18 protein-coding genes are annotated in these 26,209 nt (G+C 59.2%); 9 read left to right on the top strand and 9 right to left on the bottom strand.

Annotation, left to right across the window (positions count from 1 at the left end; genetic code table 11):
• Positions 1–6 precede the first annotated feature (6 nt).
• Positions 7–336, top strand: coding sequence for a GlpM family protein (locus PSH65_RS06450; protein ID WP_305426949.1), 330 nt, complete (start codon positions 7–9; stop codon positions 334–336).
• 61 nt (positions 337–397) lie between these two features.
• Here PSH65_RS06450 and PSH65_RS06445 read toward each other — a convergent pair whose 3' ends face one another.
• From PSH65_RS06445 to PSH65_RS06435, 3 genes are all read right to left on the bottom strand, one after another.
• On the bottom strand, positions 398–1,306 hold the full coding sequence (locus PSH65_RS06445; RefSeq protein ID WP_305425424.1) for a hypothetical protein: 909 nt from the start codon (positions 1,304–1,306) through the stop codon (positions 398–400).
• The gene (locus tag PSH65_RS06440) at positions 1,303–1,998 is read right to left on the bottom strand and encodes a hypothetical protein (protein WP_305425423.1); all 696 of its coding nucleotides are present in this window, start codon (positions 1,996–1,998) and stop codon (positions 1,303–1,305) included. Before PSH65_RS06440 ends, PSH65_RS06445 begins: the two co-directional genes overlap by 4 nt.
• Before the next feature lie 96 nt (positions 1,999–2,094).
• Positions 2,095–2,760 carry a DsbA family oxidoreductase gene (locus PSH65_RS06435; RefSeq protein WP_305425421.1) on the bottom strand — a complete coding sequence of 222 codons (666 nt, stop codon included), beginning with the start codon at positions 2,758–2,760 and terminating at the stop codon, positions 2,095–2,097.
• Between the two features lie 542 nt (positions 2,761–3,302).
• Here PSH65_RS06435 and PSH65_RS06430 point away from each other — a divergent pair.
• Positions 3,303–3,659, top strand: coding sequence for a DUF6124 family protein (locus PSH65_RS06430; protein WP_305425420.1), 357 nt, complete (start codon positions 3,303–3,305; stop codon positions 3,657–3,659).
• 178 nt (positions 3,660–3,837) lie between these two features.
• On the opposite strand, the gene PSH65_RS06425 is transcribed toward PSH65_RS06430, so the two are convergent.
• On the bottom strand, positions 3,838–4,872 hold the full coding sequence (locus PSH65_RS06425) for an alpha/beta fold hydrolase (RefSeq protein ID WP_305425419.1): 1,035 nt from the start codon (positions 4,870–4,872) through the stop codon (positions 3,838–3,840).
• A 261-nt stretch (positions 4,873–5,133) separates the two neighbouring features.
• Between PSH65_RS06425 and PSH65_RS06420 the strand changes: the two genes are divergently transcribed.
• Complete coding sequence (locus PSH65_RS06420) at positions 5,134–10,704, top strand: dermonecrotic toxin domain-containing protein (protein ID WP_305425418.1); 5,571 nt, start codon at positions 5,134–5,136, stop codon at positions 10,702–10,704.
• A 54-nt stretch (positions 10,705–10,758) separates the two neighbouring features.
• Here PSH65_RS06420 and metE read toward each other — a convergent pair whose 3' ends face one another.
• Positions 10,759–13,071, bottom strand: coding sequence for a 5-methyltetrahydropteroyltriglutamate--homocysteine S-methyltransferase (gene metE, locus PSH65_RS06415; RefSeq protein WP_305425417.1), 2,313 nt, complete (start codon positions 13,069–13,071; stop codon positions 10,759–10,761).
• A 110-nt stretch (positions 13,072–13,181) separates the two neighbouring features.
• On the opposite strand from metE, the gene metR reads away from it, so the two are divergent.
• Positions 13,182–14,099 (top strand): transcriptional regulator MetR, encoded by a 918-nt coding sequence (metR, locus tag PSH65_RS06410; RefSeq protein WP_007898547.1) that lies wholly within the window; start codon positions 13,182–13,184, stop codon positions 14,097–14,099.
• A 34-nt stretch (positions 14,100–14,133) separates the two neighbouring features.
• On the opposite strand, the gene PSH65_RS06405 is transcribed toward metR, so the two are convergent.
• The 4 genes from PSH65_RS06405 to PSH65_RS06390 all read right to left on the bottom strand — a co-directional run bounded on the left by PSH65_RS06405 (position 14,134) and on the right by PSH65_RS06390 (position 17,295).
• Positions 14,134–14,631: a GNAT family N-acetyltransferase gene (locus PSH65_RS06405; protein ID WP_305425415.1), complete on the bottom strand. Its 498-nt coding sequence runs from the start codon at positions 14,629–14,631 to the stop codon at positions 14,134–14,136.
• A 2-nt stretch (positions 14,632–14,633) separates the two neighbouring features.
• Positions 14,634–15,272 (bottom strand): LysE family translocator, encoded by a 639-nt coding sequence (locus PSH65_RS06400; RefSeq protein WP_305425414.1) that lies wholly within the window; start codon positions 15,270–15,272, stop codon positions 14,634–14,636.
• A 23-nt stretch (positions 15,273–15,295) separates the two neighbouring features.
• Complete coding sequence (locus PSH65_RS06395; RefSeq protein ID WP_305425413.1) at positions 15,296–15,730, bottom strand: NUDIX domain-containing protein; 435 nt, start codon at positions 15,728–15,730, stop codon at positions 15,296–15,298.
• 206 nt (positions 15,731–15,936) lie between these two features.
• Entirely contained in the window at positions 15,937–17,295 is a 1,359-nt protein-coding gene (locus PSH65_RS06390; protein WP_305425412.1) for an HD domain-containing phosphohydrolase, read from the bottom strand.
• A 256-nt stretch (positions 17,296–17,551) separates the two neighbouring features.
• Between PSH65_RS06390 and PSH65_RS06385 the strand changes: the two genes are divergently transcribed.
• From PSH65_RS06385 to PSH65_RS06365, 5 genes are read left to right on the top strand one after another with little or no spacing between them, the layout of a single operon-like run.
• Positions 17,552–19,858 (top strand): EAL domain-containing protein, encoded by a 2,307-nt coding sequence (locus PSH65_RS06385; protein WP_305425410.1) that lies wholly within the window; start codon positions 17,552–17,554, stop codon positions 19,856–19,858.
• Positions 19,855–21,729 carry a bifunctional diguanylate cyclase/phosphodiesterase gene (locus PSH65_RS06380; RefSeq protein WP_305425408.1) on the top strand — a complete coding sequence of 625 codons (1,875 nt, stop codon included), beginning with the start codon at positions 19,855–19,857 and terminating at the stop codon, positions 21,727–21,729. Before PSH65_RS06385 ends, PSH65_RS06380 begins: the two co-directional genes overlap by 4 nt.
• A gap of 44 nt (positions 21,730–21,773) precedes the next feature.
• On the top strand, positions 21,774–22,733 hold the full coding sequence (locus PSH65_RS06375; RefSeq protein WP_305425406.1) for a cytochrome-c peroxidase: 960 nt from the start codon (positions 21,774–21,776) through the stop codon (positions 22,731–22,733).
• A complete protein-coding gene (locus PSH65_RS06370; RefSeq protein WP_305425405.1) occupies positions 22,730–24,538 on the top strand; it encodes a DAHL domain-containing protein in 1,809 nt (602 codons plus the stop codon). Before PSH65_RS06375 ends, PSH65_RS06370 begins: the two co-directional genes overlap by 4 nt.
• Positions 24,535–25,941 (top strand): ATP-binding protein, encoded by a 1,407-nt coding sequence (locus tag PSH65_RS06365; RefSeq protein ID WP_305425404.1) that lies wholly within the window; start codon positions 24,535–24,537, stop codon positions 25,939–25,941. Before PSH65_RS06370 ends, PSH65_RS06365 begins: the two co-directional genes overlap by 4 nt.
• The last annotated feature ends 268 nt before the right edge of the window (positions 25,942–26,209 follow it).

The following is a 26,209-nucleotide window of genomic DNA, read 5'->3' as shown; positions in this document are numbered from 1 at the left end:
GACCTGATTTTCAAAGCAATCCTGGGCGCCGCGGTGGTGGTGATTCTGGCCATGCTGGCCAAGACCAAAAACTATTACATCGCAGGCCTGGTACCGCTGTTTCCGACCTTTGCGCTGATCGCTCATTACATCGTCGGCAAAGGGCGCTCGCTGGATGATCTGAAAACCACCATCGTGTTTGGCATGTGGTCGATCATTCCGTACTTCGTCTACCTGGCGACCTTGTATCTGATGGTCGACCGGATGCGGCTGGAGGCTTCGTTGGCGGTGGCGGCAGTGGCGTGGCTGATGGCGGCGACGGTGTTGGTGACTGTGTGGGTGCGTTTTCAATCCTGACCACAATTCCCTGGCGCCTACAAAAAAGCGGTTTACTCGCTTAACTGACTGGCATTGGGCATTACTGCCCGTAAACCTTCTGCAACTGCGCTTGTGTCAACGCATCCTCAAACGGCACCGGCACCGATTTCACCGCCCCGTAGAGGTTGCGATAACGCCAATAGTTACCGTTGTTGGCCAGTTGATAACCACGCTCGACCACTCGCTGGCCATCAAGGATATAACGCAAGGTTTCCTGGGCAGCCACTGGCGGTGTCGGCTGCATCAGGTCGGTGGACAGAACGCGCATCGACTCGTCGATGCACTCGTCGAGCACAGCCGTGACCTTTGCCAAATCGAGGCTGCCGTCGTCGATGCACTGTTTGCCGCAGCGACGAATCGGCTGGCTGACGACTTCGATCCGCATGCGATACAGCGCTGAACCGGCAATGTCCTGAACCTGCACCTGATTGACCAGCACGAAACTGCCGCGATCGGGGGTAAGCATCAGTTTGGGTTCAATCAACAGGCGCGCGGTGACCTGCCCTGCTCCTTGCTTGAACCCGGCCACTTGCAACGCCTGTTGATAGCGCTTTTGCAGACGCTCCTGCAACGGAACGCCGGCAAGCAAGTCGGCCATCGGTCGCGCCTCGTTGAGTGCGTTTTTTTCCGCATCGCGCTGCAAGCTGCCGCTACCCATTTGGGTATTGATCAGGCTGGCAACCAGCAAGCCGGCAAGCCCGGCAGTGTTGCCCGAGCTCGCCACCAAGTTATGACTCGACGACGCAGCCTTCAAGGCCGCCTGGGAGTCAATCACGGTGCTCGCACCGACAAAGGATTGCGGCAGCTGCACGTCGACCTTAAGCCCGTGGGCCTGGACGTAAGGCAAGGCACTCTGGTCCTTGAAACCGGTCTCAGGGGCCGGCTTTTGCGCACACCCCGTCAGCATCAGCAGGGCCAGCGCACCGGCCACTATGGGCAGATGCTTCATTGCGCGAACGGGGTGATCATTTGCTGACGGCTATTGTCCACAGCCTGATAGAACGCGTTGGACAGGTTGGTGTAGGTCGGCTCGTCCCATTCGCCCTGGGCGGCTTGCGTAGCGACAAAAGGTTTGAACCACAGCAGCTTGTTGTCTGCCAGATCGATCACCATGCCCTGTCCGCCCACCTGCGCCATCGGCACGCTGGTCGGCACGATGCTGTAGTAGCTGCGGGTAGCGCCGGTGGCGTAGACATTCACCAGCAACAGACGATCGACGCCGTAGGTGGCTTTGACCGGCGTCATGTCCCGGGTCATGTAACCTTCGCGGAAACTGGTTTCCTTATAAATCTTCAGATCGAACGGCTCGTTGATCCGCTTGGCTTTGTAACCCTTGGCCTGCAGCTTGGCGACAAGGACATCGGGCAAGGTGTTGAGGTCGCCCACTTGCCATTTTTCGACGCTGTCACTGAGATTGTTGTTAACGCCCTTGTTGATGGCGTAATCGAGCAGCCCCTGATTGCCGGTCAACGCCAGCACCGGCTCCGGCACCACAGTGATCGCCACGCCGATAGTCGGCTCTTTGGCATCCCAGAATTGGTGGTCCAGAGGTACGGGTGGTTGCACGTGGGCACAGCCAGTGAGGGTCAGGCAGGCGAGCAACGTCAGTGCTGCCCAGGTGCGTAGAGCGTGAAGATTCATGGATCAAGTCCCTATGATGATTAACGATGCTGCTTATGTCGGCAGCATCGGTAAAAACCGTAGTGGCACATTGATATATTTTTCAGCCAGTAGTCGTCAGTTGACTGTTCCGCCCTTGGCCTCACTCATGATCTGGCGAATCGCATCGACAAACGTTTCCACCGGCTGCCCGCCACTGACGGCGTACTGTCCGTTGAACACCACCGTCGGCACCGAACTCACGCCGCGCGTTAACCACAACTGTTCTTCCTCGCGAACCTCTTTGGCGAATTCGTCGGATGCCAGAATCGCCTCGGCCCGCTGTCGATCCAGCCCCACGCTTTCGGCGATCTGCGCCAACTGTGCGTGATCGGATGGATTGCCGCCCTCGGTGAAATACGCCTTGAACAGTGCCTCTTTCAGATTGAACTGCAACCCTTCCAGCCCCGCCCAGTGCAATAGGCGGTGAGCATCGAAAGTGTTGTAGATGCGGCTGTTGCCGTCCGTGCGAAAGGTAAACCCGACCTCGGCGCCGCGCGCGCGGATCATTTCGCGGTTCTTCTGTGATTGCTCAGGCGTCGAGCCGTACTTTTCGCTGATGTGTTCGGTGATGTTCTGGCCTTCGGGGCCCATCTTCGGGTTCAGTTCGAACGGCTGGAAACGGATCTCGGCCCGGACTTCGTCGCCGAGCAAATCCAGGGCACGGGTCAGGCCGTACAGGCCGACGACGCACCAAGGGCAGGACACGTCGCTGACGAAATCGATTCTCAGGGGGGGACTCATCATTTACCTCACAGGCTTGAATCGCGCCGGAAAGTTCGAACGATACACCCGCAGGCTGAGCCTGTGTGGCAGCCGTTCCACTCTCCCTGTGGGAGCCGGGCTTGCCCGCGATGACGGTGTTCAAAACGACATCTGCGGTGACTGACACGCCGCCATCGCGGGGCAAGCCCGCTCCCACAGGTTTTGGGGTGTTTGGGGGGACGTGTTTAGTTCTGTTTATCGTTACTTCCTGAAAGCTACAGCGCCTTGCGCCGTCGCCTACAACCACGTCAGAATCCGCCGGCTTGTGCGCCTGGAGGCCCGTCGGTAACTTGGTTCGTGTCACTGATTCCCAGTGATCGGGTTTAGTAGCCCGGCTTTTTCCGGTCGCATAAGTGTCATCCAGTCAGGTAGTTGCCTGCACTTGATGGTGGCTGTGCGCATGGCGCCCTCGGGCGCGCCGGTTTTGACTGGAGGCCGGTCTACTAACTTGCGCACAGCTGCCACCCATTCCGTTTAGTAGCGAGATGAGTTGCAGCTCTACTAACAGGAGCTCCAGTTCAATGTTCAAGATCACACCCAATCCCCCGGAAACCGACGACGTTTCCCCATACGAAGCCCCCGGCTCCAAAAAGCTCAACGAAGCCGCCGACCGCGCCCTCGATTACTACCTCAAACCGGTCATTCCCAAAGATACCCCACGCAAACCCAGCACCCTTTACCTCATCGCCCCCGACGCCGATAACGAAACCCTGCTGATCAACGCCTGCGAAGCCCTGGCGTCAGCGAGTGTGATGTTGAGCGATTTCGCGGGGTTGCTGGACGGCCCGCAGCGCAACACCGTGCTCGGCATCCAGAACTCCGTCATGTTGGGTGAACTGGCGGTGAACCGGATGCTGGATAACTTCGTTCCAACGTAAACCAGCCTCCACTGTAAGTGAGGCGCTTTTGTGGCGAGGGAGCTTGCTCCCGCTCGGCTGCGCAGCAGTCGTAAACAGGTAAATACGGATTACCTGAGACTCAGCATGTGCAGGATTGGGGCTGCTTCGCAGCCCAGCGGGAGCAAGCTCCCTCGCCACAAGAGCTCGGATTTGGGGGTTATAGAAGATTGCGTTCGGCCACCGGATCGATCTGTGCCCAATGCGAGGTGTCTTCTCGGTGGGCCTGCAAATACGGCAATACCGCCGCCAATAACGGCGCCTTGAACGCCTCTTGAAAACGATGAGCCAACCCCGGGATCAGCTTCAACTGACTGCCACGGATATGCGCCGCCAGGTGCACGCCATGCATCACCGGCAACAACGGATCGGCGGTGCCGTGAACCACCAGCGTCGGAACCCGCAATTGGTTGAGCAGCGCCACGCGGCTGCGTTCGGCGAGGATGGCCATGATCTGGCGCTTCACGCCCTCCGGGTTGAACGCCCGGTCATAGGATTGCGCCGCCTGCTGCAACAACGCCTGCCGGTCATCGCTCACCGCCGGGCTACCCAGTGCCGCCAGCAAATCAGCCTGTTGCTCCAGCGCCACCTCGCGATTCGGGGCGCCGCGTCGCGCGAGTAGCTGCACCAGCGCCGCACTCGGCGCCGGCAAACCTTCGGCACCCGAACTGGTCATCAGCAACGTCAGGCTCTCGACACGCTGCGGTGCCATGGCCGCCATATGCTGGGCAATCATCCCGCCCATGCTCGCGCCCAGTACGTGGAATTGCTTGACGTGCAAGGCATCCATCAGTCCAAAGGCATCGTCCGCCATGTCGGTCAGGGTGTACGGTGCCGATACCGGCAAGCCGAGTTTGTAGCGCAGCACTTCGAAGGTCAGGTTGGCGTCGACAGGCGTCTGCCGCCAAGTCGACAGGCCAACATCGCGATTGTCATAGCGAATCACCCGAAATCCCTGCTGACACAGCGCAACCACCACCTCATCCGGCCAGTGAATCAATTGCCCGCCCAGGCCCATTACCAGCAACAACGCAGGGTCCGAGGCACGGCCAATGCTCTGGTAAGCCAGGCTCACTTGCTCCAGATCGACCCGCTCGGTCGGAACATTGACATCGCAACGAGACGCCGCAAGAGACGGAAAATTGAACAACACAGCGGCCAGAAAGACCGCTGTGGATAAAAATCGTGCACGCATGAAAAACACCGAAACGCAGAACTCCAGTAGAGCGCGAGTCTGATGAAGTTTGCTCAAGCGCGCTGCCACAGTTACGTGACAGTTTGATGAAGATTGCCGAGCGGTCATCGCTATAAAAATGGGTCGTAGCGTGGACATAACCTGGCATTTGATAAACGCACAATCCTATAACTATGTACCACCAGCCCCCCATACAACTGACCTCTAATGGCCTGGACGCCGGAACAACCCGGCCCTCTCGCCCTTTGGAGACCAGTCGCCATGCCCGACGCCCCCAAGCCCTTTCAGGCCGATTTCGTCTATTCCCATCTGCTTGCACCCAACCCCGATCAGAACCTGTTGCTAACCGCCTCGGAACGCTGGCGCGACTGTCGCCGACAGTGGCTCGAACTCATGGCGCAAAGCCCGCAGGCACACGACTCGATCAACCAAGTGCTCAAAGACCACTGGGATCTGGATGGCAACCGGGTCGGTTTCGGCTTCTTCGCCACCAGTACCCGGCCGGAACACTTTGTCAGCCTGACCCACGCCTGCGCCTTTGTGCTGCAACAGCCCGCGGTTGAGGTTTCACTCGACGCACGTTGCGCGGTGATCGGTCTTGCACGGGAACACCGCCTCTTCGGCAAGCCCCCTTCCGAACTGCTCGAACAACTGAAAAACCTGAACCCGGAGCGCCTGCTCAATCACGACTGGGAGCGTTGGTGGAATGGCCGGGCGCCCGGGACGGCGGTAACGCGCAGAGCGCTGGCCATCCAGCTGTATCGCCAGCACTTCGAAGCCTCCAGCCAGGTGGCCCATGCCCAGCGCACCTTGACGGCCGAACAGATGAAGTCCCTGCTGACGCTGATCGATGCCCCCAACGACAGCGCGGTTGTCGACGCCCGTATAACGATCCATCAACTGGCGCTCAGATTGACTGACAGTCGCCGTGTCGAGTTGCCCGGGGTTTTACTCATCAGCCCCGGACACCCGGCCGCGCAGTTGCTGTACTTGCCAGAGCAGCAACCGGCATGGAGGCATTTCCAGCACCGTCATGAGGTGGAAAACTGGCTGACCACACACCCGCAGAATATTGCCGGGATGCCTCCGCTCGACAGCATCAGCCTCGAATACACCCGCATCGTAACCACACCGCTGGCGGTAGCCGCCGAACAGCTGATTGCGCGTGTATCGGTCGCCTGGATGAACAGTATTCGTCAGGGTAACGGCAGTGATATCGTCCAGCATGGCGCTACCGCCCTGGACGCCGCCGATCGACTGGATCGCAAACACCGGCAAGAAGCTGCTTTTGCCGAGCCTGCCGAATGGCCGGCGGAAATCATCAACGAGGAAGAGACCGGCGACAGCGTTCCGCAGTTCGGCTTGCTCACCCCCGACATTGCGCTGGACACCCGCCAGAGTGCCCTGGCGTATCACTGCGCAGCGCTCGAAACCCTGCTTGGCAAAGACTTCGCCGGGGATCTGAATGATCCACGCCTGCAGAACCTGAAAAAACACCTCGACGCCCTCGCGGCAGCAGAACAAGCCAGCCAAACTGCCGCCTCCGCATTGCTGGACACCCGTGATGCGCTGAAGATGCTGGAACTGCGCCATGCATCGAATCCGCATTACCCCGCGCTGTATCAGGCACGGCTAGCGGGGTTACGCAGCGAGGCAGAGATTCAACTGACCCTGAACCAGCTCAGCCCTGAAGAACTCCGCTGGGTTCAGGCACTTCTCGATGCGCCTGCCGCGCCGCGCCATGCAGACGTCGCGGTGGCGCGGCTGACTCTATCGGCCACCGAAGGCGGCAGCACTCAAAGCGAGGAACTGGACGGCGTGCTGTTGATTACGCACCCATCCGTGCTGCGCGGTGTCGCGTCCCACAGTCTGTTGTTGTACTGGCCCGGCCGGTTCGGTGGCTTGCAGCGTTTCGCCTCTCGGCGAGCACTGGAACAAGCACTGTTCAAGTTGAGCGCCAACGACGACGTATTGGCCTTGCACCTGAGCGAGTTGAGCGGCGCCCCCTTCGAATATGCCCTGCAAAATCAGCTTTACCGCTGCGTGCAGCAGGCGACTCGACTGATTGCCGACAACCCCGTGCCAGCCAAGGCCCAGCAGCGTACCGTGGCGCTGGAAAAACTGCGCGAACACACCCTCGCCCGCCTGACAGTGCCGATGCCCGCCGCGCGGGAACTGGCTTTCGCGCAACTCCTCGAGCAAAACCACAGCAGCGTCCTGGCTAAAGCACTGCCACAGTGGCTCGGCACGCTGTCCGATGCTCGGCGCTTGCAGTTCAAGCATCTGTTCAAGACGTACATTGCCGCGATGAAACGCTCCCATGAGTTACTCGAACGGGATCTGCCGCCACGGGATGATTTCAGCAAAAAACGCATCGACGCTCGCCTGCGTCAGGACTTCGCCCTCGAGCAAGGCTTTGAGGTGATGCTGGATCTGCCCGATTCAACCATCTGGCAAAAGGTCGTGACCGAAGGCGCCGCACCGGGAACGCCGCAAGAAAATGTGCTGATAGCCAGTAAAAACCGCAGCACGCTGTCCCTCGCCGAACTGGCCCAAACCAATATCGATCAGCAGTTATGGTGGCGACTGTCGTTCATGCGTGTCGAGATATCTGCGGATGACGAGGCAGAACGCCAGAAGCTGAAAAGCGGCATCACACAACCCTATCTGCGCAAGCTGATCACCGAACTGGATCTGGCCGGACATTACGAGACACAGATCCGCCACGCTTTTCTGGGCGCGCCTACTACCTCAGCCTTTGATCTTGAATATCGCCGTGAATGCCTGACCGAGCCGTGGCGCCTGATGCTGAAACTGCAAGGCGAATTTGCCCTGCTGCAACGGCAGATCGACGCCCATGGATGGCAAGTGCTGAATATCGCGATTGACGCCGATACCGCGCAAGCCTTTGCTGCCCAAGGCAAGCGTATCGTACTGCTGCCGGCCCACCTGACCGTGGGCGGTGAAGACACGCCGCATCAGGGCCCGAGCACGTTGTCGGGGGTCACCTTCATCGAGGAACAGGTCAGCGGCCTGACGCTGCTCTACCTGCCGGACAGCCCGGACGGTATCCATCTGCGTCAGTACGACACCCTTGAGCAGGCACGCCAAAACCTGTTCAACCTGTGCCTGCACAACAGCATGGTCAACTATCTGGCCGGGCGTGCCTTGCAAGGCGACTTCGCCCTTCACGTCAGTCGGATCAATCAGGCATTACTGCAAAACTTCAATGCGCTGATCGGCGTCGGCATGGCGTGGACGACCACCACCTCGCTGGCGACGCATCTGCTCAATGTGCATATGGGGCGTTTGCTGGAAGCCCATCGAAGTACCTCACGTTCCAATGACGCCTTGTATCTGGAGCACTGCGCACTGAAGTCCGGGGCGATGTTCAACTATCTGAAAATGGTCTTGGGCATGGTGCCATTCGTGGGTACGGCCATTGCTTTGTATGACGCCTGGGGAAGCGCCAATCTGGCGGTCGCTGCCTTCCTGCGTGGCGATGTCGGTCATGGTCTGGCCGAGGTGGAAGCGGTGTTGTTGTCGTTGATTGACGCTGCCATGGATGTGCTTCCGGGTGCCCACGCGGCTCCCGGTGCTGCCCGTGCGCTAACGCGCCATCGTCAGTTACGGGCAATGGCCAGAAAGGCCGGAGCCTTGCAGATGCCCTCGCATCGACAGGCCCGCCGCATCCGTGATTACTTCCACGGCTACGAATACGAACACGAAATTTCGCTGGCTGAACTGCAACCTGCCACACATGGCATCTATCGCAATGTCTATCGGCATGTCGAGGGCGATTTCATGATCAGCCAGGGGCGTATCTATCGAATCGAGCTGAGCGATGCTTCTCGTGGCTGGCGCTTGCACGGCACATCGGCCCGCGCCTATAAACAGCCGATCGCCCTTGATGAAGCCGGCAACTGGAACACCCACTATGCGGTGTACGGCACCTTGATGGAGGGAGGTGGCGTGGGCGGCGGTGCGGTGCTCGGGCATCTGGCCGACGGCATGGATCCGCTCTGGCCAGCCGTCATCAGGCGTTGGCTGCCCCGCTGGTGGGCTGATCGGACTCAGCGTCGTCTGGGGACATTGAAACACACCATCGACGCGAGTACCCGGCAACTCACTACGCAGTCCAGAAAAACGAAAATCGACATCCAGCAATACTATGAAGCCGGCACCGAACAACGCATAAAACTGCAACCTTCCGTCGACGCTGCCTGTGCCAAAGACATCGACATCGCCCAGAACCAATACGCCAATCTGGAAGAACTGCGCAGTTTGGGCGGGCGACGACAAGCCCGTGAAATTGCGGAGGTTAAAAACAGTTGCGCCTTTTTAGTGGTTGATCGCACCCTGTGCCGGGTCGACCTGGCCAACAAGCGACTACAGGACTGCCTCGACCGGATCGATGAACTCAATGAACTTTCCAACACCACACCCGCCAGCGATATCCGCAAACACCTGGACTTGATGGGACAACGCACGGCGGTCCGTAAAGCTTTTCTTCAGGATCTCGAATACGCTCACACCGCGACCGAACAGGCCAACCTGTGGAATGGTCGAATCACCCTTAAAGACCAAAAACTGAAAATGGCCGAGGATCTGGCGAAGGTAAACAAGGCGTTCACCGGGACAAGCTACCGTTACCTGAAAGCAGCACACAGCCTCCAAATCATTACCCGATACGACGCCGTCCACGACCAGTCCTGGTTGTATTTTCATGTGCAGTTGAAAACCGCCAGGATCAAAGTGGATCGTGCCATGGTCACCCAGCACAACCTTCCGACCGTGCATGCCAACGTGACACAACGCCATAGAGTGCTGAAAGACTGTCTGGAGTCTTACTCCAAATTCCGCCGCGACTTGAATGCCTGGGTACTGGGCTATCCGCAACACCTGGATAAGGAACTAGTCACCCGGTTTCTAGAGAACCTGGCGAATCTCGAGACGTCTGCTCAAAAAGTCTTGGGTAACCGCGCCTCCACCTCGCCGAATGAAGCCGCCTCCGGTAAAAAGCTGTTTGAGACCGAAGACAACCAGTTACTGATCGGCGTCGAAAAAACCGATGCGGTGACTCGGCAGAAGCGGTTCACCATCGAGGGGGTCGATGGACACACGGAAACCTGGCTGCCGCGCTCAAGCGGTAAATATCACCTCAGCGAGCAATCTGTCGCTGTGCAGCGTCCGCAGCAGACGGATGTTCGGCCGTTACTGGCGGAGTCCCGAACACGGCTTGCTGCCATAGAAAACTACCAGAGCAAGGTCAAAGGATATGCCGACCAGGGCATGCTGCCGGTCGACCTTGAACACATGATGAACAGCGAAGCTGACGAACTCATCATGCGGGCGCGGGACATCGAACGACTGTCACCGACCGATCCGATCATCGTGCAATTGAAGGAGAAGGCCCGGGATCTTGCGCGTGCCGGACGGACCCTGCACATCGAACAGTCCATGAACAGCAAAACCCCGACCGAGGGTTATCTGGACTACCTGCTGGAGCAGCGGGTGGTGGACATTCGCAAGGAAGGCGCATTGCGGGATATAGGCAAGCACCCGGACGGGCGACGGGATTTTCTGCAGGAGTATGAAGTCCGCGATTTGACCCGCCAGCCGCCGCAAACGCTATGGTATGCGCACTTTCATTACACCTCGGCGAAGTCGCCGCTCAACGACTTTGTCAAAGGTCATCTGAAGTTGCCTGAACAACGCAACCTGGGCCTGCAATGGCAGCAGGCCCAGGCCAGCAGCGGCGCTCAGGTGGAGTCGATCTGGCGGGGCGACATCGGCAAACCGCTGGCGCTCAAACATTTCCCACAGCTGTGAAGAACGACAACGGAGCGCCCGAAGCGCTCCGTTGTCAGCCAATAACCGGTGGTGTCAGGCCAACTGACTGCGCAGCTGGCGTGCCGCCGCGACCATGTTCACCAGCGCGGCTTCTGTTTCCGGCCAGCCGCGAGTCTTCAACCCGCAATCGGGATTGACCCACAGGCGCTCGGCCGGAATGCGCTTAACGGCTTTGCTCATCAACTTCACCATCTCGGCAGTGTCGGGCACCCGTGGTGAGTGGATGTCATAGACGCCCGGGCCGATATCGTTCGGGTAGTCGAATGCTTCAAAGGCCTCCAGCAGTTCCATGTCCGAGCGTGAGGTTTCGATGGTGATCACGTCGGCGTCCATGGCGGCGATCGACTGGATCACGTCATTGAATTCGCTGTAGCACATGTGGGTGTGGATCTGGGTTTCGTCGCGCACGCCCGATGCACTCAGGCGGAAGGCTTCCACCGCCCAGTCGAGGTATTCCTGCCATTGCGCCCGGCGTAGCGGCAGCCCTTCGCGAAACGCGGCTTCGTCGATCTGCACGATCTTGATGCCGGCGTTTTCCAGGTCCACCACTTCATCGCGCAAGGCCAGGGCCAGTTGCTGCGCCTGAATTTTGCGCGAGACGTCTTCGCGCGGGAACGACCACATCAGCATGGTGACGGGACCGGTGAGCATACCTTTCATGACCTTGTCGGTCAGGCTCTGGGCATAGCTGATCCAGTCGACCGTCATCGGCTTCGGGCGGCTCAGGTCGCCATAGATGACCGCCGGTTTGACGCAACGCGAACCGTAGCTCTGGACCCAGCCGAACCGGGTGAACAGGTAGCCGTCCAGTTGTTCGGCGAAGTACTCGACCATGTCGTTGCGCTCGGCTTCACCATGCACCAGCACGTCCAGGCCCAGGCGTTCCTGGATTTGCACGGCATGGCGAATTTCGCTGTGCATGGCATCGGTGTAATCGTTGGCCGACAGCTTGCCTTGCTTGAAGGCCTGGCGCGCCAAGCGGATCGACCCAGTCTGCGGGAACGAGCCGATGGTGGTAGTCGGGAACGCCGGCAGTTTCAACCGAGCCTGTTGTTGTTCGATGCGTTTGGCAAACGGCGAATGGCGTTGGCTGTCGGTCGCGCCGATGGCGTTGATTCGGGCCTGCACATCTGTTTTGTGGATACGCGGAGATTGAGCGCGACTGGCCGCAATGGCGCGACTTTCGGCCAGGGCGGTTTGTACCTTGGGCGCTTGCGGGTCGTTGAGGGCATCACGCAGCACGGCGATTTCGCCGCACTTCTGCACGGCAAACGCCAGCCAGCTTTTCAGTTCAGGGTCGAGTTTGTCTTCACGCTCCAGATCCACCGGGCTGTGCAGCAGCGAGCAAGAACTGCTGACCCACAAGTTATCGCCGAAGCGCTCTTGGGCAAATTGCAGTTGTGCCAGGGCTTGTTCCAGTTCGCAGCGCCAGACGTTACGGCCGTTGACCAGCCCTACCGAGAGAATCTTGTAGGTCGGCAGGCGATCCAGCACCTGGCCCAGTTGCTCCGACGCCCGCACCGCATCGATGTGCAAGCCTTGCACCGGCAGGCCGACAGCCAGCCCGAGGTTATCTTCCAGGCCACTGAAGTAGGTGGCCACGAGTTTTTTCAGCGGTGAATATTGAAGGATGTGATAGGCCCGCTCGAAAGCGTTTTTCCAGGCCTGTGGCAGATCGAGGGTCAAGATCGGTTCGTCGATCTGCACCCATTCCACGCCTTGAGCGGCGAGGCGGCCGAGGATTTCGCCGTAGATTGGCAACAGGCGCTCCAACAGGTCGAGCTTGTCGAAGTCGTTGCCTTTGGCCTTGCCCAGCCACAGGTAAGTCAGCGGGCCGATGATCACCGGTTTGACGTTGTGGCCGAGGGCCTTGGCTTCTTCAACTTCATCGAACAGCTGTTCCCAGCTCAGTTTGAATGGCTGATCAGCGCTGAACTCCGGGACCAGGTAGTGGTAGTTGGTGTCGAACCACTTGGTCAGTTCCTGGGCGTATTGCACCTTGGCATGTTCGCCGCCGCAGCAGGTTGCGGTAGCACCACGAGCCATGGCGAACAGGGTGTCGAGGGTCGGCAGACCGCGTTCATCGTTGGCGCTGTCGAAACGCTCGGGAACCACACCGAAGGTCAGCGAGTGAGTCAACACCTGGTCGTACCAGGCGAAGTCGCCCACGGGCAGCAGGTCGATGCCGGCGTCTTTCTGCAATTGCCAGTGGGTGGCGCGCAGTTGGCGCCCGACGCTTTTCAATGCGTTCTGATCCAGATCGCCCTTCCAATAGGCTTCGAGGGCTTTTTTCAGTTCGCGGTCAGCGCCGATGCGCGGGAAACCAAGCGTGTGGGCCAAGGCCATGATGAGAATCCTCCCTATAAAAGATGGTGCTATTGTCGACAGCCCACCCAACATGAGACAAACTCAACCTTTTCGTGTTGATCACAAGTTTTCCTCATGGAGCCCCCCCGGTGCTTGAAATCCGTCACCTGAAAACCCTGCACGCCTTGCGCGAAGCCGACAGCCTGGTGGATGCGGCCGACCGCCTGCACCTGACCCAATCGGCGCTGTCCCACCAGTTCAAGGAACTGGAAGAGCGCATGGGCATGCCGCTGTTCGTGCGCAAGACCAAACCGGTGCGCTTCACCAGTGCCGGCCTGCGCCTGCTGCAACTGGCCGATGCCACCCTGCCGTTGCTGCGCGGCGCCGAGCGTGACATTGCGCGGTTGGCCGGTGGCACTGCGGGGCGTTTGCACATGGCGATCGAGTGCCACAGTTGCTTTCAGTGGCTGATGCCGACCATCGACCAGTTCCGCGATGCCTGGCCGGAAGTCGAGCTGGACCTGGCCTCGGGTTTCTCCTTCGCCCCGCTGCCGGCACTGGCACGCGGCGACCTGGACCTGGTGGTGACCTCCGACCCGCTGGAACTGGTCGGGATCACTTACGTGCCGTTGTTCACCTACGAAGCCATGCTCGCGGTGGCGAACCAGCACCGTCTGGCGAGCAAGCCGTACATCGTGCCCGAAGACCTGCTCACGGAAACCTTGATCACCTACCCGGTGGAACGCGATCGGCTGGACATCTTCACCCGATTCCTCGAACCGGCCGACATCGAACCGGCCCAGGTGCGCACCTCGGAACTGACGGTGATGATGATGCAACTGGTGGCCAGCGGTCGCGGCGTGTGTGGCATGCCCCATTGGGCGTTGCATGAGTACAGTTCACGGGGTTATGTGAAGGCCAAGCGACTAGGCGAGAAAGGCTTGTTTGCGACGTTGTACGCAGGGATTCGCGCCGACATGCTGGATGCGCCGTACATGCGCGATTTTTTGCTGACGGCCAAGGACACGTCGTTTTCGACGCTCGATGGCGTCAGCGCTGTCCGATAGAGCGACCTCGCTCCTACAAGGGATCGGGGTGGCTTCAGAGCTCACGCCACATATGGATCTTGTCGAAGTAGTCTTCGCCGACTCGCACTGCCAGTGGCTCCAGCCCGAACTGCACGAAGCCGCAACGCTGATACAGCTTGAAGGCGGCTTCATTGCCGGCGGTGACGGTCAACTGGATCAGCCTCAGGCCCTGATGGCTCTGCGCTTCAGCCAACGCTGCCTGAACCAGTTGATAGCCGAGCCCGCGCTGCCGGACCTGGCTTGTCACGTACATGCCAAACAACGTCGACTTGTGCCGAGCCTTCTCCCGCGGCTCAAAAGCCACGCCGACGATGCCCGCCAGCTTCCCTTCCTCAAACGCCCCGAGTACCCGGTCCAGCTTGCTGGTCAGGCGCGATTCCCACCAACTCAGCGGCATCACGGCGCGCTCGCGCACGCTGGAAGTGAACGCCTGGGGATGCAAGTCATAGGCTTCGAGCATCAGCGCCCGGTAATCCAGGGCATGGCTGGCATCAAGCCGTTCAATCCACATTTTCAGGCCACTCGCCGCTGCTCAAGCATCAAGCGCACCGCCAGCCCGGACAGCACGAAACCCATGAAGTAACGCTGCATCGCCAGCCAGTTCGGGTTGTTGACGAACCAGGACGCGATGCCCGCGGCGAACAATGCGATCAGCAGATTGACGCTGAAACTCACGCTGATCTGGGTCACGCCGAGGATGATGCTCTGGGTGAACACCGAACCGTGCTCAGGGGTAATGAACTGCGGAAACACCGACAGGTAAAACACCGCGATCTTGGGGTTCAGAGCGCTGGTGAGAAAGCCCATGGTGATCAACTTGCGCGACGAGTCCGCCGGCAACTGCTGCGCCTCGAACGGCGAACGCGCTCCGGGCTTGACCGCCTGCCAGGCCAGCCATAGCAGGTACAACGCACCGGCCCATTTCAACACTTCGTAGGCCATCGGCACCGCCAGGAACACCGCCGTCAAACCGGCTGCTGCGGCGAACAGGTGCACGAAGAATCCCGCGACCACACCCAGCAACGAAGTCACCCCAGCCTTGCGTCCCTGGCAGATTGAACGAGAGATCAGGTAGATCATGTTCGGCCCGGGCGTGAGCACCATCAGTAACGCCGCGGCGGCAAAAATCAGCAAGTCTTGAAGCGGAATCATGGGCATCCTCCGTCCTTGGACGATCAGGCAGTTTCGATCAGTGAAGCTCGATAAAACGGCAGGATCAGGTCTCGTGTCAATGGCGCCAGCGTGATTTCGCCGTCGGTGGCCGGATCGATCCAGCGCACTTCTTCAATCTCTGCCGCCGGGGAAACCTGCGAATCGATGGTCAGCTGAAAAAGTTCGGCCTGTACGACATAACCCGGCTCATTGGCGGCCGGTGCCGAGAATTGTCCCAGGTAGGCGGCATGCGTCGGATCGATGACCAGCCCCAACTCCTCTTCCAGCTCACGGGCGAGGGCATGGACCGGTTGCTCATGGGCCTCGATCTTGCCCCCCGGCTGCATGAACGCCTGGGTGCCGCGCTTGCGGACCAGCAGGGTGTGACCGTCGGGGCCGATCAGCAGGGCGGCGGCAATACGGATGATGCGGGGCGAGCTGGCGGATGAAAGCGTCATGGATCGTGATTGGCCTTGGGTAAAAGCAGCAAGGATCACATGCGCGCCGGTTCTTCGTCACGCCGAAAAAAGCATCTGCCGAGCGCCAAACTGTGGGAGCGGGCTTGCCCGCGATTGCGGACTGTCAGCAACATCAATGTTGGATGTGATGACCTCATCGCGGGCAAGCCCGCTCCCACAGGGGATCAGTGCTGAGTCTGGAAAGCTCAACTCGTCTCCAGAAGTGCGCCCTCCACTTCCTCCGGCACTTTCACGAAAATGCTGTACTTGGCACCTTCCATCGCCTCGAAAGCGATCAACTTCTCCACCAGCGGCCCATTCAGCACCTTGCCGGCATTGAGCAGCAGCATGCCGTTGTCGGCATTGAGATTGCGCGCCAGGATCATGCCCGCCGCCAGTTCCCGGGTGGTCAGCACCTTGACCATCGGATCGGCCAGCGTCACGTCGCTCAGATAAGTGGCGCAGACCTGAATGAAATCCTCCACCAGTTCCGGGTCGTAGAGGCGACCGGCGTATTGGCGGATATACACCAAGGCTTCATCGCTGTTCATCTGCCGTTCGAGGATCAGCCCGCGCTGCAACTCGATGAAATCCACCGCCAGTTTCAGCAACCGTGAACCGAACGGAATCGCTTCGCCCTTGAGCCGATCAGGGAAACCGCTGCCGTCCCAACGCTCCTGGTGATGCAGGATCAGCCGGGCGGCATCCTTCATCGGATCGAGCGTCATCAGCAGCGACTCACTCTGCTTCGGATAACCCCGATAGCGCTCGCGGTCATTGTGATGCAGCAGGTCCGAAGGCGTACTCATCATGCTGTCGGTCCAGCTCAACTTGCCGATGTTGTAGAGCGCCGCTGCCATGGTCAGGTCACGACTGGTGCCTTCGTCCAGGCCATGGAGTTTGCAGTACACCCGCACCAGCTCGATGATCTGCCGGTTGGTCTGTTTGGCGGGCGGCAGACGCAGGTTGGCCAGCAATGAAAACACTTCGGTGCCGGTGACATAGCTGCGTTTGAGCTCTTCGTAGGCCAGGTCCAGCATGTCGGCGGTCTGTTGCAGCTCGCTGGTGCGGGCCGCGACGTGTTTTTCCAGGGTGGCGTTGAGCTGCTTCAGTTTCTCGTTCTGATCCCACGTCTCCTGCACCAGACGCAAGCGTTCACGCTCGGAATGCTGATAGGCCAGTGATTGTCGCAAGGTCAGCAGCATTTCCTCATCGTGCCAGGGTTTGCTGATGTAACGATGAATCTGCCCTTCATTGATGGCTTTGATAATCGCCGAAGGATCGGCATAACCGGTCAGCATGATGCGGGTGGTATCGGGGTAAAGCTGGTGGACGTGAGCCAGCAGCGTGGCGCCGTCCATATTGGGCATGCGCGCGTCACTCATCACCAGATCGATCGGCTGCTGCGCCATGATCTCCAGGGCCTGGGCACCGTTGGTTGCCAGCAATACCTCGTAGGGCTGGCCGCGCAGCAGGCGGCGCAGGCTGTTGAGAATCGACTCCTCATCGTCGACCAGCAATAACTTGGGTTTATCGGTCACAGTCGTGGGGAGTTGCTCTTCCATGGCATTACCTCAAGTAAAACGGTGTCTTTATCGCGCGCGGGGGCAAACGTCCTGACGTTCCCCGAGCCTGACCTACAGGCTAGATGATTTTCAGCCCGACCCCGGAAATGATTCGTTTCAGTCAACCGGGCGAAGTGCCGGCCGGGCGACTATGCTCAGATCACTCGGATCCAGAACGATACTCGCGCCATCCAGCGATCAGGGAAGGGATACCCTCTATGAGCTCATTGCACCAACCTGCTGTCGGTATAGGCGCATGTCAGTGAACACGCTGCTTGCGCGCATTAATCGTCGGATTCTCATCGTCGATGACACGGCGTCGATCCATGAGGATTTTGCCAAGATTCTCAGCCCGCCATCGATCGAAGACGACAGCCTGATCAGCGCCGAAAACGCCCTGTTCGGTACCCCAGCGTCGGTATCGTTGCAAAGTTTCGTCATCGATTCGGCGTTTCAGGGCCGTGAAGCGCTGGACAAGGTCGAGAGCGCACTGGCGAACGACTCGCCCTATGCGATGGCCTTCATCGACATGCGCATGCCGCCGGGTTGGGACGGCCTGGAAACCATCGAACGCCTATGGCAGGTCGATCCCAAGTTGCAGGTGGCGCTCTGCACCGCGTATTCCGACTATTCCTGGGAAGACATCGCCGAACGCCTGGAACTGGGCGATCGCCTGCTTATCCTGAAAAAGCCCTTCGATGCCATCGAAATTCGCCAGATGGCCAGCGCATTGACCGCCAAGTGGCAAATGACCGAAGACGCCGCGCTGAAGATGTCCTTGCTGGAGCATGCGGTCGAAGAGCGTACCCGGGAGTTGTCCGACGCCAACATCATCGTGCAGAACAGCCCGACCATTCTGTATCGACTGCGGGGCGAACCGTCGTTTCCGTTGATGTACATCTCCCACAACATCACCAAATACGGTCACATCGCGGCGGCCCTGGTGGCTTCGTCCAACTGGGCGCAGGAGCTGATCCATCCCGACGATCAATCAAAAGTCGATACGGCCATGGCCCGGGTGCTGGACCGCCATGCGGCAGGTGCTTCCATCGAATTCCGGATGCGCACCGGCGATGGCGACTGGCGCTGGGTCGAAAACCGCTATATCCCGGTGCGTGACGATGAAGGCCGCTTGCTGGAAGTCGAAGGCATCATCATCGACGTCACCGAACGCAAACTGGCCGAGGAAAAAATTGCCCTTTTGGCCCGCACCGACGGGCTGACCGGGCTGGCCAACCGCGCGACGCTGATCGAGCGGCTGCATCAGGCGTTCGCCGCCGCCCGGCGCGGAGCCACACCGTTCGCCATGTTTTACCTGGACCTTGATCACTTCAAACGCATCAACGACACCCTGGGCCACCCGGTGGGCGACCTGTTGTTGCAGGAGGTTGCCAGGCGCATCAAAAATTGCGTGCGCGAAAACGACGTGGTTGCCCGCCTGGGTGGCGACGAGTTCGCGATACTGCAACTGGACGTCGGCGATCCGACCCAATCAGCGGCCCTGGCCGCCAAGGTCCGCGATGCACTGGTGTTGCCCTACTCCCTGGCCGGCAATGATGTGCGGGTCTCGGTCAGCATCGGCATCAGCAGCTACGCGCCGGTCAGCCTCAGCGCGGACAGCCTGTTGACCCAGGCCGACATGGCGCTGTATCGCTCCAAGGAAAAGGGCCGCAACCAGTACCACTTCCACTCCGAGGAGATCAATCAGGAAGTGGTCGAGCGCATGACCATTGCCAACGACTTGAAAACGGCCATCGAACACGACGAACTCGAACTGCGTTACTGGCCGGAAGTGGACCTGAGCAGTGGCAAGATCCTCGGCATGGAAGCACAGGTCAGCTGGAATCACCCCCTGCGCGGGTTGCTGGAAGCCCAGGCGTTTCTGCCCGCGGCGGAAAAGACCGGCACCATCGTCGCCCTCGGTCACTGGGTGCTGGAGCGCGCCTGTCAGCAAATGCGCCAGTGGCGTGACGAGGGCATGGCGCCACCAGTGGTGGCGATAAAACTGTCCCTGGCTCAGCTCAAGAGCGGTCCCGAGTTGATCTATGACGTGTTGCGCACCACCGCGCGCTGGGAACTGTGCCCGTGGGACCTGCGTTTCGACGTCACCGAAGCGACCCTGGCCCAGACCAAGTGGACGCACAACGATGTACTGCCGCGCCTGCGTGAACTGGGGGTGAAAATCGCCATCGACGACTTCGGCACCGAATACTCCTCGTTCGATTACCTCAAGACTTATCAGGTCAATCACCTGAAACTCGCCCAGACCTTCATCGACATGGCCGCACGCGACCCGTCCAGTGCAACCACCTTGCGGGCCATCATCAACTTCGCCCGCGAGGTAGGGATCGGCATCATCGCCGAGGGCGTCGAAACCCAGGAGCAACGCAGTTCGCTGATGGCCACCGGCTCACCGATGAACGCCCAGGGTCACTACTTCAGCCAAGCGGTCAGCAGCCAACAGGCCGCCGAGTTGCTGAAGGCCGGGTGCATCGTGCATACCAGCTACGGAACCGGAGCGATGCCGGACGACCCGCGGCGTGCCACGGAGGACAAGAAATGAAAACTCCGTTCGTCCAGGCTAACCGGCGCATTCTGATCATTGACGACACGCCTTCGATCCATCAGGACTTTCGCAAGATTCTCGGTCCGGATACCGACGACGAACAATCCATCGCCGGCACTGAAGCAGCGCTGTTCGGCAGCCAGCAATCTACCCGGCTGATATTCCAGCTCGATTCCGCCTACCAGGGCCAGGAAGCGCTCGAACTGGTCAAGCATGCCCGGGCACAAGGTCGCCCTTACGCCATGGCGTTCACCGACATGCGCATGCCCCCGGGCTGGGACGGGCTGGAAACCATCGAACAGCTCTGGAAGGCAGATCCTCACCTGCAAATCGCGCTGTGCACGGCCTTTTCCGATTACACCTGGGAAGCCATGGCCGAACGACTGGAGTTCGGCGATCAGTTGCTGGTGCTGAAAAAACCCTTCGACAGCCTGGAAATCCGCCAGATGGCCAGCGCTCTGACCTGGAAGTGGCAGATGGCGCAGGACGCGGCCATTAAAGTGCAGACCCTGGAGCAAACCATCGAGGCCCGTGTCCATGAGCTGCTCAAGGTATCGCACTTGTTGCAGTACGACGTATTGACCGAATTGCCCAACAGCACCTTGCTGGGCGACCGGCTGAACCAGTCACTGGCCCTGTCCAGGCGCCATGACAAACAACTGGCCGTGATGTTTCTGGGGCTCGATCGCTTCAAGCGCATCAATAATGCCTTGGGTCACCCGACCGGTGACGAGATGCTCAAGCGTGTCGGGCAAAACCTGGTGGCCTGTGTACGCGCGTCCGATTCGGTGTTTCGCTACGGCTCCGATGAGTTTGTGGTGATCCTGGCTGACATCCACCACCCCCAACAGACCAAGGGCATCGCCGAAAAGCTCCTGAACGCCATACGCACGCCTCAACACATCGCCGGCCATGACCTGAGCGTGACGGCCAGCCTGGGCATCAGTATTTATCCAGAGGACGGTTTCGATGCCATTGCATTGATCAAAAAAGCCGAAACCGCCATGCGCAACGTCAAAGACAGCGGCCCGAACGATTTCAGCTTTTTCATCGATGAGATGAACCAGCGCGCCCGGGAACAGCAGAGCATCGAGTCGGGTATTCGCCTGGCGCTGGAACGCAACGAATTTGTCCTGCACTACCAGCCCAAACTCGACCTGGGCAGCGGCAAGGTGGTCGGCGCCGAGGCATTGATCCGCTGGCAAAAGCCGGGGCAAGGCTGGGTTTACCCAACCGATTTCATCGGTGTGGCCGAGGACAGCGGCTTGATCGTACCGTTGAGCAAATGGGTGCTTGCCCAGGCCTGCCGACAAGCCCGTGCCTGGCAGGCAAAAGGCCTGCCGAAGCTCTACATGTCGGTGAACGTATCGGCCATCGATTTCCGTCAGCGGGACTTTGTCGAAGGTATAGAGCTGATACTCAAGCAAACCGGTATGGACCCCACCTTACTGGAGCTGGAAATTACCGAAGGCGTATTGATGCAGAATGTCGATGCCACGATGGTCGCGCTGAATCAGCTAAAGGCATTGGGCGTACGACTGGCCATCGATGACTTCGGCACCGGCTATTCCAGCCTGAGTTACCTGCAACGGTTTCCCATCGATGTGTTGAAAATCGACCAGTCATTCATTCGCGGCCTGAGCTGTGACAGCAATGACGCGGCCCTGGTCAGCGCCATCATCAGCCTGGGCAAGAGTCTCAAACTGGCCGTCATTGCCGAAGGGGTAGAAACCCTCGAACAGTTGAATTTTCTCAAGGGCCTCCAGTGTGAGGAAGGCCAGGGTTACTACTTCAGCAAAGCCGTGGAGCCGGACGCCTTCGTCCAATACCTGACGTCCGTGCAGACCGCCTCATCCACCACCCCATGACCGATGTGCAACGACACCCAGGGCCTGCGCCAAGGAATCATAAGATGTCGAGCCCCTTCTACTACCTGCTTCTTGCGCCGCTACTCGGATGTTGTCTGATAGCCAACGGCGCACCTTTGGACGAACCGCTCAAACCCTTGCCCGCGGTGCCCCAGCAGAATCCCTTGCAAGTCGAACTCGGTCGCCGCTTGTTCAACGAACCACGCCTGTCGGTCAACAACAGCCTGTCCTGCGCCAGTTGCCATCGTCTGGAAAGCGGAGGCGCAGACGACAAAGCATTGTCTATTGGCTTCAAAGGCGATCCCCTGACGATCAACACCCCCAGCGTCTTCAACTCTAGTCTGAATTTCCGACAGTTCTGGAACGGCCGCGCCGACACCCTGGAAACACAGGCCCACGAAGTGGTGCAAAGCCCCAGCGAAATGGGCAGTCATTGGGAGCATGTGGTCGAGGTGCTGTCCGCAGACCCAGCTTACAAAAGCGCGTTCGCCCAGGCCTACCCGGACGGCGTGACCATGAACAATGTGCAAAAAGCCCTGGCCACCTATGAGCGCACGCTGCTCAGCGCCAACTCGCGTTTCGACCAATACCTGCTGGGCAATACCGATATTCTGACGATCGAGGAGAAGTACGGTTACCAACGCTTCAAGGACTACGGCTGCATCGCCTGCCATCAGGGGGTGAATATCGGCGGCAACATGTTCCAGAAGTTCGGGGTCATGGGCGACTACTTCGAGGTTCGAGGCAACCCCACCGAAGCCGATCTGGGGCGCTATCTGGTCACCAAGGCTGAAGAGGACCGCAACGTGTTCAAGGTGCCGAGCCTGCGCAACGTCGCCGTGACGGCGCCGTACTTTCACGACGGCTCGGCGAAAACCCTCGAAGAAGCGGTGGACGTGATGTTCAAATTCCAGCTCGGTCGTGTGCCCTCCGACAAGGACAAGGACCTGATCATCAAATTCCTCAAGACCCTGACCGGTGAGTGGGGAGGCAAACCTTTATGAAAACTTACCACCGTCGCCACCTGGCATTGCTCAGTGGCGTGGCCTTGATATTGGCTTCGACATTGCTGTTTCTGTACCTCAAATCAAGCTCCGACCAGACTTCGACGTACGCCGAGTCCCGGGGCCTGATCGGCCAGATCAAACAGCTCAATGCGCAGTGGGAAACCGAGATTCTCAAGGCCAGAATTGCCATTAGCCACAATTACGATCCACTGGTTGCACCGCTGAACGAGATGACCCAGTTGTGGGAGCAATTCGAGACCATGGAGTCCAATCACGGCCGCAACGACCCCATCTGGCACGCCGGCCATGACGCGTACCACACCGCCGTTCAGGAAAAAACCCGGCTGGTGGAGCAGTTCAAATCCCACAACGCGGTGCTGCGCAACTCACTGGCGTTTTTGCCCACTGCCGAAGACGACATTCAGGAACCGCTTACCCGACTGCTCGACGAAGACAAACTGCAACTCCAGAACATTGCCACCGACACCTACGACTTGCTGCTCAGCAGCCTGGAGTTCGCCCAGGTCACCTCCGACGACAAAGCCGCCGATATCCTGGTCGGGCTGAACAAACTACGGGTGAACAAGGACCGATTACCGGAGCAGTTTCATAGCCCGATCGACGTCTTGAGCAATCACATCGCGCTGATACTGCGGGAACAACCCGTGGTCAATCGGCTGCTGCAAAACATTGAAGCCGTTCCTGTGGCCGCACGGCTGGACGAGATCACCAGTCTGCTAAACCGGGATCAGCAGCAAACCGAGGCAATCGACCAGCGCTACCACTTCTACATGCTGGTGTTTTCGACGCTGCTGGTGATGGGGCTGGTGTACCTGGCAACTCGCCTGATGCGCAGCTTCGGTGAGATCAATCGGGTCAACAAGGAACTGCAAACGGCCAACGAGATCCTCGAACAACGGGTCGAAGAGCGCACCCGCGAACTCAAGGATACCCAGAGTGAACTGCTCGACACCGCGCGCCAGGCCGGCATGGCTGAAATCGCCACTAACGTGCTGCACAACGTCGGCAACGTGCTCAACAGCGTGAACATCTCGGCCGACCTGGTCACCCGCAAGCTGCGTAGCAGCAAGGCCCAGGGATTGGGCAAGGCGATGCAGCTGATCAACGCGCATCAAGACGACCTGGGCGTTTTCCTGACCCAGGACGAGAAAGGAAAACTGCTGCCCGGTTACCTGAACCAACTGGTGGATGCCATTGCCCTTGAACAACAAGGCATGGCCGATGAACTCGCGCAACTGAGCAAAAGCGTCGACCACATCAAGGACATCGTTGCCACCCAGCAGTCCTACGCGGGTGCCAACAGCCTGATGGAGCCGCTGCACATCAGCGAACTGCTGGAAGACGCCCTGCGGATGAATGCCGGCGCCCTGACCCGCCATCACGTCACGGTGGTCAAGGAGTACGGCGATGTACCGCAAGTCATGGGTGACAAGCACCGGTTGTTGCTGATCCTGATCAACCTGATCAGTAACGCCAAATACGCCATGACCGACCTCAGCAATCGCCCTCGGCAAATGACCCTTGGGGTGAAAGTCGTCGAGGACACGATCCTGCAAATCAGCGTCAAGGATGACGGTGAAGGCATCGAGCCGGAGAACATGACGCGGATCTTTGCCCACGGTTTTACCACCCGCAAGGAAGGTCACGGCTTCGGCCTGCACAGCTGTGCCCTGGCCGCGATCGAGATGAACGGCCATCTCACCGCCCACAGCGACGGACCGGGCAAAGGTGCACTGTTCACGTTGCAGATCCCGTTGAAACCCGTCATGGAGGAAGCATGAGCGATCTTTCGAACCGACGCATTCTGTTGATTGACGACACGCCGTCCATCCATGAAGACTTTCGCAAGATCCTCACCCCGACATCGGCGCAACATGTAGAGCTGGACGAAATGGAGGCCGCGCTGTTCGGTGACGAAGTGAAGTCCACTAACCTGTTGTTCGAGCTGGATTCGGCCTATGGCGGCCAGGAGGGTCTGAGCAAACTCATCCAGGCATTACAGGAAAACCGCCCCTACGCCTTGGCCTTCGTCGACATGCGCATGCCCGAGGGTTGGGACGGTGCACAGACCATCGAGCATCTGTGGCAGGAAGACCCGCAGCTGCAAGTTGTAGTGTGTACCGCCTATTCCGACTATTCCTGGGATGAACTGCTGGAACGCTTGCACGCCCACGACCGCCTGCTGATTCTGAAAAAGCCGTTCGACAACATTGAAGTCCAGCAAATGGCCAACACCCTGCTCACCAAATGGGAAATGACCGAACGGGCGTCTATTCAGATGAGCCATCTGGAGCATCTGGTGGATCAGCGCACGGACCAGTTCAAGCAGGCCAGCGAGGCGTTGCAGCGGGAAATCGACGAGCGCAAACAACTGGAAAGCCAACTGGTGCAGTCGGAAAAACTCGCCTCGCTGGGACAACTGGCGGCGGGCGTCGCCCATGAAATCAATAATCCCATTGGCTTCATTTCCTCCAACCTTGGTGCCCTCGATGGCTACTTCAAGCAACTGCAGTCCATGCTCGATGCCTATCGGGAGGCGGAAAACGCCATTGGCTCAAGCGAGGTCATCGACCGTCTCGGTCAGTTACGTGAGCGGGTGGAACTGGACTTCCTGCGCGAAGATATTCCGCTGCTGATCAAGGAGTCCAAGGACGGCATCGGCCGAGTCGGGCAGATTGTCAAAGACCTGAAGGACTTCTCCCGCGTGGACTCCAATCAGGAATGGCAGTGGACCAATCTGCAACAAGGCATCGAGTCGACCCTGAACATCGTCGCCAATGAACTCAAGTACAAAGCCGATGTGGTGAAGGAGTATAAAGAGCTGCCCGACATCGAATGCCTGCCATCGCAAATCAATCAGGTGATCATGAACCTGATCGTCAACGCCTCTCAGGCGATGGGGCCGGAACGGGGCACCATCACGCTACGCACCGGGCTTGAAGGTGAAACGGTGTCGATCGAGGTCGCGGACACGGGAATAGGCATCGAGCCGGACAACCTGCAGAAAATATTCGACCCGTTCTACACCACCAAACCGGTGGGCCAGGGGACAGGGCTCGGGTTGTCCCTGTCCTATGGCATCGTGAAAAAACACCAGGGCGATATTTCGGTGCGTAGCGAAGTCGGGGTGGGTAGCACCTTTCGGGTCGAGTTGCCGGTACGGCAATCGAAAGCGACTGTCTGACCAGCCGAATAAGGGATCAAATCTCAATCCGGGCTGTTTTCGTTTTTTCCCCAGGCGCAGAATGCCTGACGTCCTGTTCTAACACAGGAGATCTTGTGGCGAGGGAGCTTGCTCCCGCTGGATCGCGAAGCGATCCCAAAACAGGCAATGCGTTCAGTCAGACAAATCCCGTCAGCAGGTTTTGCGACTGCTGCGCAGCCGAGCGGGAGCAAGCTCCCTCGCCACAAAAGCCTGTGTGCCACTGCCCTACCCTTACCGAGTCCGACCC

Source organism: Pseudomonas sp. FP603 (assembly GCF_030687415.1).
GTDB lineage: Bacteria > Pseudomonadota > Gammaproteobacteria > Pseudomonadales > Pseudomonadaceae > Aquipseudomonas > Aquipseudomonas wuhanensis.
This window is presented reverse-complemented; position numbering and strand designations above follow the sequence as displayed.